The organism is Actinomyces viscosus, from assembly GCF_900637975.1.
GTDB classification, from domain to species: domain Bacteria; phylum Actinomycetota; class Actinomycetes; order Actinomycetales; family Actinomycetaceae; genus Actinomyces; species Actinomyces viscosus.
The window spans coordinates 3,132,710-3,145,927 of the sequence record NZ_LR134477.1 but is presented as its reverse complement, the minus strand read 5'-3'; the positions used below and the strand labels follow the sequence as shown (position 1 = coordinate 3,145,927).

Annotated in this window: 10 protein-coding genes and 1 pseudogene; 1 reads left to right on the top strand and 10 read right to left on the bottom strand. The window is 70.9% G+C overall.

The features are described from left to right. Positions 1–78 precede the first annotated feature (78 nt). A complete protein-coding gene (locus EL340_RS13265; RefSeq protein ID WP_126415012.1) occupies positions 79–399 on the bottom strand; it encodes a hypothetical protein in 321 nt (106 codons plus the stop codon). A 159-nt stretch (positions 400–558) separates the two neighbouring features. Here EL340_RS13265 and EL340_RS13260 point away from each other — a divergent pair. Next, positions 559–1,948: pseudogene (locus tag EL340_RS13260) on the top strand (IS1380 family transposase). 156 nt (positions 1,949–2,104) lie between these two features. On the opposite strand, the gene EL340_RS13255 reads toward EL340_RS13260, so the two are convergent. From EL340_RS13255 to mfd, 9 genes are all read right to left on the bottom strand, one after another. Beyond that, the gene (locus EL340_RS13255; protein WP_126415011.1) at positions 2,105–2,299 is read right to left on the bottom strand and encodes a hypothetical protein; all 195 of its coding nucleotides are present in this window, start codon (positions 2,297–2,299) and stop codon (positions 2,105–2,107) included. A 158-nt stretch (positions 2,300–2,457) separates the two neighbouring features. Continuing rightward, positions 2,458–2,982, bottom strand: coding sequence for a hypothetical protein (locus tag EL340_RS13250; RefSeq protein ID WP_126415010.1), 525 nt, complete (start codon positions 2,980–2,982; stop codon positions 2,458–2,460). 91 nt (positions 2,983–3,073) lie between these two features. Then, entirely contained in the window at positions 3,074–4,078 is a 1,005-nt protein-coding gene (locus tag EL340_RS13245; protein ID WP_126415009.1) for a type I 3-dehydroquinate dehydratase, read from the bottom strand. Next, positions 4,075–5,112 (bottom strand): Ppx/GppA phosphatase family protein, encoded by a 1,038-nt coding sequence (locus EL340_RS13240; protein ID WP_126415008.1) that lies wholly within the window; start codon positions 5,110–5,112, stop codon positions 4,075–4,077. The genes EL340_RS13245 and EL340_RS13240 overlap by 4 nt, the downstream gene beginning before the upstream one ends. Before the next feature lie 127 nt (positions 5,113–5,239). Beyond that, complete coding sequence (locus tag EL340_RS13235; protein WP_197722413.1) at positions 5,240–5,701, bottom strand: DUF501 domain-containing protein; 462 nt, start codon at positions 5,699–5,701, stop codon at positions 5,240–5,242. A 92-nt stretch (positions 5,702–5,793) separates the two neighbouring features. Then, complete coding sequence (locus EL340_RS13230) at positions 5,794–6,501, bottom strand: FtsB family cell division protein (RefSeq protein ID WP_126415006.1); 708 nt, start codon at positions 6,499–6,501, stop codon at positions 5,794–5,796. A 200-nt stretch (positions 6,502–6,701) separates the two neighbouring features. Further along, positions 6,702–7,988 carry a phosphopyruvate hydratase gene (gene eno, locus EL340_RS13225; RefSeq protein ID WP_126415005.1) on the bottom strand — a complete coding sequence of 429 codons (1,287 nt, stop codon included), beginning with the start codon at positions 7,986–7,988 and terminating at the stop codon, positions 6,702–6,704. 189 nt (positions 7,989–8,177) lie between these two features. Then, entirely contained in the window at positions 8,178–9,047 is an 870-nt protein-coding gene (locus EL340_RS13220) for a hypothetical protein (RefSeq protein WP_126415004.1), read from the bottom strand. Positions 9,048–9,367: 320 nt separating this feature from the next. Continuing rightward, complete coding sequence (gene mfd / locus EL340_RS13215; RefSeq protein WP_126415003.1) at positions 9,368–13,213, bottom strand: transcription-repair coupling factor; 3,846 nt, start codon at positions 13,211–13,213, stop codon at positions 9,368–9,370. Positions 13,214–13,218 lie beyond the last annotated feature (5 nt).

The window sequence follows — 13,218 nt, the reverse complement described above, 5'->3', positions numbered from 1 at the left end:
TCTAGCTCAAGACCACCCTGCGAAGCCACGGGGCTGCGGGACCCCTGGAAGGGCCGGCCCGTCACCTCGTCAGCGGACTCACATGTGATGTTCCGTCGCAATGAGGATCAGGAGGTTGGAGTCGGCGCAGACGGCAACCTGGTCCGTCCTGAACCGGTCGGTATCCGTGGTGCTGGGATCATCTTGAACCATGTGCTCGACGTCGAGGATCTCATTGGCCTTCTCCTTCGCCACCGTGGCGAAGACGTCATCCTTGGGAACGTACTGGCGCAGGTCAGGGTAGATCCCTGGAAGACGCTCGACCTCACCGGTCGAGGCCTCAGTGAAAGCCCGGGTCGCTTCCGGATCAAGCGATACAACCGCGTTAACCCAAAGAGGCCGGTCCGGGTACGGCAGCATCTCGCGCTTCTCCTGCCGGTACTGGGCGACCCAGCGAGCGGAGACGAAGTGAGCCTCGAGATTTCATCGTTGAGGTGGTGAAAGTGGGGTGAAGGTGTCGCTTCGCCTGGAATAATGCGGGTTGCTGAAATCCGAGAACTCCAGGGGGAGGACACCTTCGTGGTGAAGAATAGCGGGTTGTACCCGGTTGTGGGTGTGGAGTCCGGTCAGGTGCCGGCGGTGGGTCTGGCCGGGGCGAGGCTGCTGACCGAGACGAGCGGGGTCACGGGCCTGGGCAACGAGCTCTCGCAGGCCCTGTCTACGTGGCGGCGGCCGGGGTCGGTGCACGACCCGGGCAAGATCATCTTGGATCTGGCGGTGTGCGTGGCCCTGGGAGGCCGGTGCCTGTCGGACCTTTCGCTGCTGCGGTGCGACAAGGAGGTCTTCGGGCTTGTTGCCTCCGACCCGACGGTCTCGCGACTTGCAGGGGCCCTGGCCGACCACGTCGAGGCTGTCGAGGCCGCCGTCAACCGGGCCCGCAGGACAGCGCGGCATCGGGTGTGGGCCCTGGCCGGCGAGCACTCACCGACCGCCGGCGTCTCGGCGAACCGGCCGTTGGTGATCGACGTCGACGCCACCTTGGTTAATGTGCACTCAGACAAAGAGGGTGCGGCCCCGACCTTCAAGAAGGGGTTCGGCTACCACCCGCTGACCGCGTGGTTCGACCACGGCCCCGACGGTGGGGGTGAGTGCGCGGCGCTCGTGCTGCGTCCCGGTAACGCGGGATCGAACACTGCCGCCGACCACGTCGAGATCATCCGCCGGGCACTGGACCAGGCCGGGCTCGGCCCCAGACCCGGTAGAAAGGTGCTGGTGCGCATCGACGGGGCCGGAGGCACGAAGGAGACCATTGAGCTCCTGGCCCGTCGGCGGGTGTCCTACAGCGTGGGGTTCACGCTGCCGGACCACACGCCGCAGATCCACGGGCACCATCCCCGAGGCCGCCTGGGACCCGGCCTACAACGCTGACGGACAGCCCAGGCAGGGTGCGGACGTCGCTGAGATCACTGACCTGCTGGACCTGACCGCTTGGCCCAAGGGGGTGCGGGTCAACCGTGCGCCGAGAGCGGCCCCACCAGGGAGCCCAGCTGCGCTTCGAGGACGTCGGGGGCTACCGGCTGACCGCCTTCGCCACCAACACAAAAGTAGGTCAGCTCGCCGATCTCGAGGTCCGCCACCGGCTACGGGCCCGCTGCCAGGGGACCGTATCCGCTGTGCCAAGGACACCGGGCTTGACCGCTTTCCCTTGCAGGGGTTCGCCCAGAACCGTATCTGGTGCCTGATCGTGGCCCTGGCCTGTGACCTGCTGGCCTTCTCCCAGCCGCTCGCCCTGGCCTCCACCCCCGCCCGCACCTGGGAGCCCAGGACGATCCGCCTGCGCCTGATGAGCATCCCCGCCGTCATCACCCACCGTGCCCGCCGCACCGTCCTGCGCTACAAGGCCGACCACCCCTTCACCAGCCTCCTGCTGACCGCACTGAGCAGCTTTCAGGCCCTACCCGCACCATAGGCACCCGACCGCCGCCTCCTGCCCACCACGACCCTGAAGGAACAACCCTGGCCCCTGGAAAGGCCCGACCACCGCGAGACGACACGCGGCAGACCGTCACACCCAACCAGCATAATCGCCCCCACGACACCGGCAACGACGCCACCCACACCCCACTCAACCAACCAATGAAAGATCGAGGCTAGCGCCCGGCATGCGCTTTTCAAGGGGCTCCAGATCGGTCCGGACCTCAAGCTTCTCGGGGACGTACTCGGAGAACGTCTCGAAACGATCATCCTGTGTCTGACGCCGACGCCCCAGCAGAGAGGCGCAGCCGCTCAGCGTCGAGGCCGCGCCAACCACCACCGCCATGATGACGATGGTACGTCGTCGGCATCTGGTCATGGTCGGACACTCCTGTTTCCACTTCCCTCAGCGATCACCCTCATATTCAAACAGCAAAGGCACTGCTGCACAAGGAACTGAACAAGGACGAGAGGTCAACACCCACAGCAAAGGATAGGCCTCATTTACGGCTTGACTCCACTTCCGATAAGAATCATCAGGTTGGAGCCTGAACAGACCGCAAGCTCGTCCACGCCGAACGTTTCACTTCCCGAACCTTCATCACTGTCTTGCACGAGATGCTCGACATCAAGGATCTCATCGGCCTTCTCCTTCGCCACCGCGGCGAAGACGTCATCCTTGGGAACGTACTGGCGCAGGTCGGGGTAGATTCCCGGCAAGGGATCCGCCGTACCGTTCGAGGCCCCGACGAGACGCTGGGTACTATTAGACTTCAGCTCTATGACCGCATGGAGCCAGTACCTGTCCTCGGGCGCCGGGAGATCGAGCCGGCCACTTCCTTGACGTTGCGCGACCCAGTGAGCGGCGGATACCTGAACACCCGGCATACGTCTATCGATGTTCTTCAGATCAGTCTTGACCGTCAGCTTTTTAGAAGGTTCTGTGAACTTCGCGAAGTGAGGGCCGCCGCCTCGCAACCCCTCAAAAACCGAGGAGCAGCCACCGAGAAGACCACCGATTCCCGCCACGAATCCAGCCCCAATAATACTGCGTCTCCTGCAGGAACACATTCAGGTAAAGCCTCCACGGAAAATGCGATGCTTAAAGTAAGAGACGGGTTCAGGCACTCAGGAGCTCCAGGCAGCGGCGCACGTCCTGGATCGGCAGCTGACCGGGGGCGGAGGCCTGAGACTCCCCCAGCTCATCGGGGACGACGGCGAAGGTGAGCGCCGTCCCGAAGGCCGGGGCCACGCGGCTGACCGCGCCGAGCGCCCCCATGGACATGGCGGCCACGGGCACGCCGAGCCCCGTCCCCTCCCCCGGGCCCGCGGTGGCCCTGGCGCACACGCTCAGGAGGCGGGCAACGTCGTCGGCACTGGTGGGCCATACGGCAATCTTGGCGAGGTCCGCCCCCTCGGAGACCATCCGGTCCAGGACCTCCTCCAGGACGGCGTCGGCGGGAGTGGCCTCGAAGTCGTGGAAGGAGGCGACGACGTCGATACCCAGGCCGTGGGCCTGCTCAGCGACCTGCGGCAGGCATCCGCGCTGGACCTCGACATCGATAGCTCTCGGGCGGCGCTCGGGCGCCCAGTCGGCCAGCTCGTCGAGCACGGCACCAAGGACCGCGCCGTAGCCGGCGTCGTCCAGCTGGGCCCGTCCGCCCTCGGCGGCGGTGCGGCACGTGAGCAGGAGGGGGGCGCCGTCGACGACGCCGGCCATGCGGCGCAGGCACTCCAGGACCTGAGCGGCCGCCGTGGACACGACCATCGGGTCGGGGGCCGGCGCCTGCTCACCGGAGGACTCGGTAGCGCTCTCGTCGTCGGGCTCGGCTGCCGGGCCGGCCGTCCCGCGCCACCCCGCGGGCGACGTCGTCGGAGCCAGGATCGAGGCGCTCGCCGACGCCGCAGCGGCCGAGGCCTCGGCGAAGCCCACCAGGGCGTCGGCCTCCTCAAGCAGGTCGACCCGCAGCTCAAGAACGTCGGCGCCGGCGTCGATGGCGTGACGGGCCTGGACGCGTGCACGGGCGGCGGTCGGCCCGGTCAGGGAGACGGCCACCGCGGGCAGCTCCCCGGGGCCGCTGGTGATGGTGCGCCCGCCCCAGGTCAGCGAGGACTCCCGGCTCATGCCCCGACGCCTTCCGTGGGGCTCTGCGCGGGCACGAGCGACAGGGCGATGCCGTCGAGGATGTCGTAGAGGCTGGTGGTGACCCGTTCCAGCGGGTGCCCGGCGGCGGTGGTCCGCTCCACCACCCGGGAGACGACCTCGCTCCACACGAGGGCCCCGGCGGCGATGACGTCGCGGCGCCCGGGAGCCAGGTAACCCCAGGAGGCGCGCTGCTCCGCGGTGGAGTGGACGATCGCCTCGCAGGAGGCCAGGACCGTCTGCGGGCTCAGCTCGGCGCCGCTGAGGGCCTCGGGGTCGAAGGTCTGAAGGCCCAGGGCGTGGGCGGTGACGGTGGTGATGGTGCCGGCCAGGCCGACCAGCTGCCCGGGGGCGGACAGGTCGACGACCCGCTCGGCGCCGTCCAGCAGGCCGCGCACCTCGGCGCGGGCGGCGGCCTCGGCGTCCGGGGTGACGCCGCCCGACAGGAAGCGCTCGGTGATGCGCACGCTGCCGGTGTCCAGGCTGATGGCGGCGCTGGGGGCGTCCACGCCCAGGACCAGCTCGGTGGAGCCGCCTCCGAGGTCGACGACGAGGCGCGGCGCCTGCGCGGAACCCGCCCCGCCCTGCGCCTCCTCGCCGGGGTCACCGCCTGCGCGGGCCCCCAGGAGCGAGCCGCTGAAGGACAGGCGGGCCTCCTCCTGGCCGCTGACGACCTCGGGCTCAACGCCCAGCAGCCGGTTCACGCCGGCCACGAAGTCCTCCCGGTTGCGGGCGTCACGGGTGGCGGAGGTGGCCACGAAGCGCCGGGTGCCCTCCCCGGGGGCGACCCCCAGCTCGGCGCAGTCGGCGGCGTAGGCCTCCACGACCCTCAGCGTGCGCTCAAGGGCGGCGGGGTCGAGCCTGCCGGTGCGGTCCACGCCCTGGCCCAGGCGCACGATCTCGTTGCGTCGGCGCAGAACCTCCAGGCGGGGGCGCCCGGTCTCGTCGCGGTCAGCCTCGGCGATGAGGAGGCGGATGGTGTTGGTACCGCAGTCGATTGCGGCGACGCGGGTCATGGCGGCGGCCTCCTGGGCTGGGGCGGGATGGAGAGGACGGGGACGGGTAGGGGCCGGTAGGGCAGTGCGGACGGCTGACCGCAGTGGCCGGCGGGACCGCGACGGGTCGGGCGGGCCGCCCGGCCGGTCAGCAGAAGCAGCGCTCAGGATCCCACAGTCCGCGCTCCCGCAGCACCTCCAGCGTGCAGTCGCCGATCGGGTTGACGCCGGGCCCGGCGGCCAGGGCGTGCCCGAGCAGGGCGTGGAGGCACTTGACGCGGGTGGGCATGCCGCCGGCGGAGACACCCTCGATCTCGGGGACCAGCCCCAGCTCGGCCCGTCGCGCCAGGTAGTCGGCGTGGGCGGCGGCGTAGGCGGCGGCCAGCTCCTCGTCGGCAGCCAGGTCGGCGTTGAAGGTCTCCATGAGGTGCTCGGCCTCAAGGGTGGAGCAGCCCTTCACGGCGGCCGGGTGGGTGAGGTAGTAGCTGGTCGGGAAGGGGGTGCCGTCGTCGAGGCGCGGGGCGGTGCGCACCACGGTGGGGCGCCCGCACACGCATCGGACCGCGATGGCGACGACACCGCGCGGCACCCGCCCCAGCTGGGCGGCCAGGGCCTCGAGGTCGGCCGGCGTGACCGCCTCAGAGTCCTGCGCAAGGGACTGCTCAGGAGCCGGTTCGCTCTCCGGAGTCTGAGGGTTCGAGGTCACGGGGTCTCCTTCGTCTGCGGGGTGGCGGCCGGGCTCGGAGAGGTACTGGGCGGGTCCGACGGCGCCTGACTGGGTGCACCCGTCGGCAGCCCCGTCCCGGTGGGGTTGAGGGTCTTACCGCCCGTGTCGCTCTGAGAGCCGCCCTGCCCGGCGCCGTCGGCGGAGTCCTCGGACTGGCCGGCCGCCTGGGAGGACTCGCGCAGCGCCTGGTACCAGGGGACGCTCTGGGAGCCCTGGGTGGCCCCGCCGCCGGCGCCGGGCTGCTTGACGGAGTCGGCGCCGACGACGACGTAGCTGGTGTCGCCGGGCATGACGTAGCCGAGGCGCTCACGCACCTGGGCTCGCACGTAGGTGTCGTCCTTCCACTGGGCCAGCTCGTTCTCCAGGCTGGTGGAGGTGTCGGAGGCCTCCTTGATCTTGGCGACGACGGCGTCGTACTGGGCCTGCTGGGACAGGTAGGCGCGCAGCGAGGTGAAGACGACGACGAAGGCCAGCAGGCACACGACCGCCAGGGTGACGATCCGGGGCGGCAGGACCCGCTCGGGCGCCGTCGTCGGCAGCCCCTGGGGCTCGGAGTCGACCGGGTCCGAACCGGCCGCGCCGGATGAGGAGGCCGCCCGCTCGGTCGGGACCTGACGGGGTCGGGCGCCGCGGGCGACGCGGCGCGTCCCGGACTGGCTGGAGGTGGGGCGGCGCGGAGTCATACCGGCATCCTGCCTCACCTCAGGGCGCGCGAGAGCGCACCCCACCGGGCGCGTTGCTCACTCGCGCCCGTCAACCGCTCCGGCCGCTGACGACGCTCCGGGGCAGGCGGGAGGACCCGTCTGCCCCGGAGCGGGAGCGTGCGCCGTCGTCGAGCGGATGCGTCAGTCAGCTGCTCGTCGTCGGCAGGCCGCTGTCAGGCTCAGGCCTGGAAGCGGGGGAAGGCGCCGGCGCCGGCGTAGACCGCGGCGTCGCCGAGGGCCTCCTCGATGCGCAGGAGCTGGTTGTACTTGTTGACGCGCTCGCCGCGGGCGGGGGCGCCGGTCTTGATCTGGCCGGAGTTGGTGGCCACGGCCAGGTCGGCGATGGTGACGTCCTCGGTCTCGCCGGAGCGGTGGGAGGTCATGGACTTGTAGCCGGCGCGGTGGGCCATCTCGACGGCCTCAAGGGTCTCGGTCAGGGAGCCGATCTGGTTGACCTTGACCAGCAGGGCGTTGGCGGCGCCGAGCTTGATGCCCTTGGCGAGGCGCTCGGGGTTGGTGACGAAGAAGTCGTCGCCGACGAGCTGGACCTTGTCACCGATCTTGTCGGTCAGGGCCTTCCAGTCGTCCCACTCGTCCTCGGAGAGCGGGTCCTCGATGGAGACGATCGGGAAGTCCTTCACGAGCTTCTCGTAGTAGTCGACCATGAAGTCGTTGTCGCGGGCCTCGCCCTCGAACTGGTAGGTCTTGGTCTTCTCGTCGAAGAACTCCGAGGAGGCGACGTCCATGGCCAGGGCCACGTCCTTGCCGGGCTTGTAGCCGGCCTTCTCGATGGCCTCGACGATGAGCTCGAGGGCCTCGCGGTTGGAGTCGAGGTTGGGGGCGAAGCCGCCCTCGTCACCCAGGCCGGTGGACAGGCCGCGCTCCTTCACGACCGCCTTGAGGGCGTGGTAGACCTCGGCACCCATGCGCAGGGCCTCACGGAAGGTGGGGGCGCCGATGGGGGCGATCATGAACTCCTGGATGTCCACGTTGGAGTCGGCGTGGGAGCCGCCGTTGAGGATGTTCATCATGGGCACGGGCAGGATGTGGGCGTTGGGGCCGCCGACGTACTGGAACAGGTCCAGGCCGGCGGACTCGGCGGAGGCCTGGGCGGCGGCCAGGGAGACGCCGAGGATGGCGTTGGCGCCGAGCTTGCCCTTGTTGGGGGTGCCGTCGAGCTCGATCATGAGCTGGTCGAGGCCGCGCTGGTCGGCGGCGTCGAAGCCGATGATCTCGGGGGCGATGACGTCGTTGACGTTGGCGACGGCCTTCTCGACACCCTTGGCGCCGTAGCGGTCCTTGTCGCCGTCGCGCAGCTCGACGGCCTCGAAGGCACCGGTGGAGGCGCCCGAGGGGACGGCGGCGCGAGCGGAGGCACCGTCCTCCAGGAGGATCTCGACCTCGAGGGTCGGGTTGCCACGGGAGTCGAGGATCTCGCGGGCGTGAACGTTCTCGATGAGGGCCACTTGGTGCTCCTTGCTGAGGGGTCGTAATGAGGTCGTCGGCGTCGGGCACGCTCGCGCGCGACTGCCGAATGCAGGCCCAGCCTAGCGGGCCGGCCACCTCACCACGAGGGCAATGGTCCTGGGGAATACACAGTGTTCACGCCCGGCGAGAACACTGGACGGCGTTACGTCCCCGGTTCCGCCGGTCCCTTACCGGGCGCCGCCCTCGGACTGGTCGGCACCGCCGTCGGCCTGATCTGGCTGCGCGGCACCGTCAGCAGCACCGTCAGCGGCGCCGTCGCCGGTGCCCGACTCCGTCTCGCCTCCGGCCTGGCCATCCGTCTGACCGGAGTCGGAGGGCTGCTCGGCCCCTCCCTGCGGGACGGTCTGCTGGCCGTCCTGCTGGGGCTGCTGCTGACCGCCTTGTTGCGGGGCCTGCTGCTGGGGCTGCTGCTGGTCGCCCTGCTGGGGAGCCTGCTGCTGGTTGCCGCCGGTGGGGTTGTTGGTCGCGCTCAGGCGGGGGTCCTCCTGGGTCCACCAGGCCGGGGCGCTGTCGGGGTAGCGCGGTGAGCGGTCGCCGGTCATCGTGGCGCGGAGCTTGCTCAGGTCGGCGGCGATGGCCTGGGCCTGGTTCTGGTCCTGCTGCTGACGGAACTGGTTGAACAGGATGTTCGCCCGCAGGTAGGCGAGCGTGCTGGCCTCGCGCGGCTCGAAGCCCAGCTGCTCCTTGGCCAGCTGCACGATCTGCGCGTCGGTGACGGTGATGCCGTGGGCCTGGCCGACCTCCGTGATGATGGGGGCCTCGATGAGGGCGCCGGCGATGTCCACCCGCGTCGGGGTCTGGCGCTCCTGCTCCGTTCCCTGGGTCGCCTGGCCGGGCTTGGGCTCCATGTCCTTGGCCACGACGTCGATGTCCTTCTCGGTCACGACGATGGAGTGGCCGGCTCCGTCCAGGCCGGTGTACCGCATGTCAGCGGCCTGGCCCGGGCGGTCGTTGCAGCCGGTGAGCGCCCCGACGGCGATGAGGAGTGCAGCGCCGGCGGCGAGGACGCGCGTGCGTGCGGTGAGGCTTCGGGTCACGGTCTGCTCCTGGAGGGGACGACGCCGGAAAGCGGCAGGATGGGGCGACAGGGTGTCACAACGTTGCTGGCCCCAGACCTTACCGCCCCGTCTCCGACGGCGCACGCAGCCCTCCCGCCCCTCCTTCGTTGAGCTCCTTCGTAGAGTACGGCCCTCACACGGCGGCCCCGCTCCCACTCCACGAGGGTCGGGTCCTACTGACCAGGGGTTGACCGCACTCCACCTGGGTCGGAATCCCGTGCAGTGCGGTCAACCCCCGTGGAGTGGCCCCCAGCCCACGTGGAGTACCCGCGGATCAGGAGCCGGTACCGGAGCGGCCCTCAGCGGCGCCTGCGGTAGGTGGTGGCCTCGGTCTCGTAGGCAGCATCGCCCTCGACGACGGCGTGCAGCAGCACCTCAGCCCACCGCACGACCTCCTCGCCGGACAGGGCCGCCCCGCCCATGCGGTTGGTGCCCGGCGCGGGCACCACGATGGTGCGCGTGGCCGGTTTGAGGACCGTGCCCGGGTAGAGGCGGGTGACCTTCATGCGCGCCGACTCGGGCAGGTCCACCGGGGCGAAGCGCACCGACTTGCCCTGGGCGACGATCTCTCGCACCCCTAGCTCGGCCGCCAGGGCCCGCAGCCGCGCCAGCGCCGCCAGGCGGGCGGTTGCCTCGGGCACCGGCCCGTAGCGGTCGGCCAGCTCCTCCAGGACGTCGTCGACCTGCTCCGCCGAGCGCGCCGCCGCGAACTTCGTGTACGCCTCCAGGCGCAGGCGCTCGTGGGGGATGTAGTCCCCGGGGACGGTGGCGTCCACGGGCAGCTCGATGCGCAGCTCGACGTCCTCGTCGTCGCCCTCCTCGAAGCCGACGGCGGCGCCGGCCTTCCCGGAGCGGGCCAGGGCCTTCTTGTAGGCGGAGACGGCCTCGGAGACCATGCGCACGTACAGGTCGAAGCCGACCCCGGCGATGTGCCCGGACTGCTCGCCGCCCAGCAGGTTGCCCGAGCCGCGGATCTCCAGGTCCTTCATGGCCACCTGCATCCCGGCCCCCAGGTCGGTGTTGGTGGCGATGGTGCGCAGGCGCTCCAGGGCGGTCTCGGTCAGCGGCTTGTCCGAGGGGTAGAGGAAGTAGGCGTAGGCGCGCTCGCGGCCGCGCCCCACGCGCCCGCGCAGCTGGTGGAGCTGGGACAGGCCCATGCGGTCGGCGCGGTCGACGATGAGGGTGTTGGCGTTGGAGACGTCCAGGCCGGTCTCCACGATCGTGGTGCACACGAGCACGTCGGTCTCCTTGCGCCAGAAGGAGTCGATGACCGCTTCGAGCTGGTGCTCGTTCATCTGACCGTGGGCGGTGGCCACGCGCGCCTCGGGGACCAGCTCGGCCAGGCGCGCGGCGGTGGCGTCGATGTCCTCGACCCGGTTGTGGACGAAGAACACCTGCCCCTCGCGCAGCAGCTCGCGGCGGATGGCGGCGGAGACCTGCTTGGTCTCGTAAGCGCCCACGTAGGTCAGGATCGGGTGGCGGTCCTCGGGCGGGGTCGCCAGGGTGGACATCTCGCGCAGGCCGGTGACCGCCATCTCCAGGGTTCGCGGAATCGGGGTGGCCGACATCGACAGGACGTCCACGTTGGTGCGCAGCGCCTTGAGGGTCTCCTTGTGCTCCACCCCGAAGCGCTGCTCCTCGTCGATGATGACCAGGCCCAGGTCCTTGAACTTCACCTGGCCGGTGATGAGGCGATGGGTTCCGACGACGACGTCGATGCTCCCCTGCTCCAGGCCCTGGAGCACCTTGGCGGACTCGGCGGCGTCCTGGAAGCGGGACAGGGCCCCCACGGTCACCGGGAAGCCGGCGTAGCGCTCGGTGAAGGTCTCGGCGTGCTGGCTGACCAGCAGCGTCGTGGGCACCAGGACCGCGACCTGCTTGCCGTCCTGGACGGCCTTGAAGGCGGCGCGCACGGCGATCTCGGTCTTGCCGTAGCCGACGTCGCCGCACACGAGCCGGTCCATCGGCTGGGCCTTCTCCATGTCGGCCTTGACCTCGTCGATGGTGGAGAGCTGGTCGGGGGTCTCGGTGTAGGGGAAGGCCTCCTCCAGCTCGGTCTGCCAGGGGGTGTCGGGGCCGAAGGCGTGGCCGGTGGTGGCGGCGCGGGCGGCGTAGAGGCGCACGAGCTCGCCGGCGATCTCGCGCACGGCCTTGCGGGCCCTGGACTTAGTCTTGGCCCAGTCGGCGCCGCCCATCCTGCTCAAGGCGGGACTGTCACCGCCGACGTACTTGGTGACCTGGTCCAGGGCGTCGGTGGGCACCAGGAGGCGGTCGCCGGGCTGGCCGCGCTTGGAGGGCGCGTACTCGATGACGAGGTACTCGCGGGTGGCCGACGAACGGGCCCCGCCCACGGTGCGCCTGCTCAGCTCGATGAAGCGCCCCACCCCGTGCTGGGCGTGGACCACGAGGTCCCCGGCGTGCAGGGACAGGGGGTCCACGGAGCGACGGGTGCGGCGGGCCGGCAGGCTACGGCGCTCACGGGGGCCGGCCGAGGCCCGCCCGGTGAGGTCGGACTCGGCGATAAGGGCCAGGCGCAGCCCCTCGGCGAGGAAGCCGTGACCGGCACTGGCCTGAGTGACGCGTACGACTCCGTCTCCCGGGCCGGCCACGGGGCCGCCGGCCGGCCCGTCAGTCCCAGTACCGGCACTACCGGCGGCACGATCAGCGCTGTCGACGACGACATCAGCCGCTCCCTCCGTCTCGCCGGCGATCGCATCGGTGGAGACAGCTGGGTCGGGGGCCCAGTCGCCGTCGCGGCCGAGCTCGCCGACCTCAGAGAGCTGGTCGACGATGCGGGCGGGCACGTCGCCGTCACCCAGGAGCTGGGCCATGCGCCGGCCGGGCCCGGGCCCGTCGGTGGCCACGACGACGGTCCAGCCCTGGCGGACCCATTGGCCCAGGTCGGCCACCGCCCGATCGAGCTCGCCGCGGTAGGTGCGCGGGTCACTCAGAGGCAGACGGGTGGTCTCGGGGCCGGCGGCCAGGGCGGTAAAGGACCACCAGCCGCGGTTGGTGGACATCGCCAGCGCCCGGGCCTCGGCCAGGTGGGCGAAGGCCGCTGCGGACAGGTCGACGGGGGCCGTACCACCGGAGGCCGCCGAGGTCCAGGCGGCGGCGAGGAACTCGGCGGTGGTGGCCGTCAGGTCCTCGGCGCGCTTACGGACCCGTTCGGGCTCCAGGAGCACCGTGAGCCGGTCGCCGACGAGGTCGAGCAGCGGGACCATCGAGTCGACCAGCACCGGGGCCAAGGACTCCATGCCCTCCACGGCGATGCCCTGGCTGATCCTCTCCAGCATGTCAGCGGCGCCGGGGACGACGTCGGTCAGGGCGGCGGCGCGCTCACGCACGCTGTCGGTCAGGACCAGCTCGCGACAGGCGGTGGCGGTGACGGAGCCCAGTGCCTCGATGGTGCGCTGGTCGGCGACAGCGAAGGAGGAGACCTCATCGATCTCGTCACCGAAGAAGTCCACGCGCACCGGCCTGGGCTCGGAGGGCGGGAAGACGTCGAGGATCCCGCCGCGCACGGCGTACTCGCCGCGGGACTCGACCATGTCGACGCGGGTGTAGGCGGCGGCCTCCAGACGACGGGCGGTCTCCTCCAGGCCGAGGGCCAGGCCGGGGGCGAGGTGAACGGGTTCGAGCTCGCCGAGTCCGGCGATGACGGGGGCCAGCAGGGCTCGCACAGGGACGACGAGGACGCGGATCGCCCCACCCTCCTCGGGGTGGGCCAGGCGACGCAGGACGGACAAGCGCTGGGCGACGGTATCGGCGCGCGGTGAGAGGCGCTCGTGGGGCAGGGTCTCCCAGGCGGGCATGACGGCGACGTCGTCGGCCGGCAGGTAGCTGCGCAGGGCCAGGGTGGTCTCCTCGGCCTCGCGGCCGGTGGCAGTGACCACCAGCAGGGGCGTGCCGGAATCGGCGTCGGCGTCAGAGTCCTTCGGCCCGACGGCGTCGTCGGAGACGACATCGCCGGCGACCCGGTTGACACCCTCCACCCCCAGGGCCATGGCGGCCAGGACGGCGGGTCGGGCACCCGGAGCGACGACGAGGCTGCGGTCGGAGCGCGAGCGCGAGGCGGCCGCACGAACGGTGCGGACGATGCCGGTGTCGGCGAGCAGTGGGGGCAGGAGCGCGGTCAGAAGCACGGCCG

What these genes read in the sequence shown, in the direction of transcription:
- EL340_RS13230 (WP_126415006.1), bottom strand. Translation starts at nt 6,501, where the DNA reads ATGACTCCGCGCCGCCCCACCTCCAGCCAGTCCGGGACGCGCCGCGTC.
- EL340_RS13255 (WP_126415011.1), bottom strand. Translation starts at nt 2,299, where the DNA reads ATGGCGGTGGTGGTTGGCGCGGCCTCGACGCTGAGCGGCTGCGCCTCT.
- EL340_RS13245 (WP_126415009.1), bottom strand. Translation starts at nt 4,078, where the DNA reads ATGAGCCGGGAGTCCTCGCTGACCTGGGGCGGGCGCACCATCACCAGC.
- EL340_RS13265 (WP_126415012.1), bottom strand. Translation starts at nt 399, where the DNA reads ATGCTGCCGTACCCGGACCGGCCTCTTTGGGTTAACGCGGTTGTATCG.
- EL340_RS13240 (WP_126415008.1), bottom strand. Translation starts at nt 5,112, where the DNA reads ATGACCCGCGTCGCCGCAATCGACTGCGGTACCAACACCATCCGCCTC.